The organism is Oleiphilus sp. HI0061 (assembly GCF_001635675.1).
The window spans coordinates 1-410 of sequence record NZ_LWFE01000984.1; the positions used below are offsets into that span (position 1 = coordinate 1).

Sequence of the window (410 nt, forward strand, 5' to 3'; positions counted from 1 at the left end):
GTAAAGTCGTCAACTTAATTATTTTAGCCACAGGCAACGAACTAAAGTTCCGCCTTCGGCTACACAACGTGGTGTTGTTCTACTTGGGTGTTCTAAAACATCTAACCAGTTCATCAAACATCACTCCGGCCACAAAGAAACGTGGCCTGCGTTGGACGCACGATAGAGCCGTGCGCCGTTTATAAAAGCGTTAAATGTTTTTTTGCCTTTAGGGTTAAGGCTCAATATTCGCCAGGGAATGCTCGTTTCTTATCATGTATTCCTCCGTTTAAAGTTTTAGGGTAGGTGGCACGTTTTCCCACTGTTCCGCTCTGCTGTTTAAGCTTCTCAGGCACATTTGAATTTGTAGAGGCTTCGTCGGTGGTGTGTTCCTAGGGAATCCGGTAAAGTTGCCATCTAAGGTGTTTTTG

The 410-nt window shown here is 44.9% G+C and carries 1 protein-coding gene; it reads left to right on the plus strand.

Going from position 1 to position 410, the window contains the following annotated elements; all coding sequences use genetic code 11:
* A partial coding sequence (locus A3735_RS31900) for a hypothetical protein (RefSeq protein WP_231882544.1) occupies positions 1-185 on the plus strand: 185 nt, incomplete at its 5' end.
* Positions 186-410: the final 225 nt, after the last annotated feature.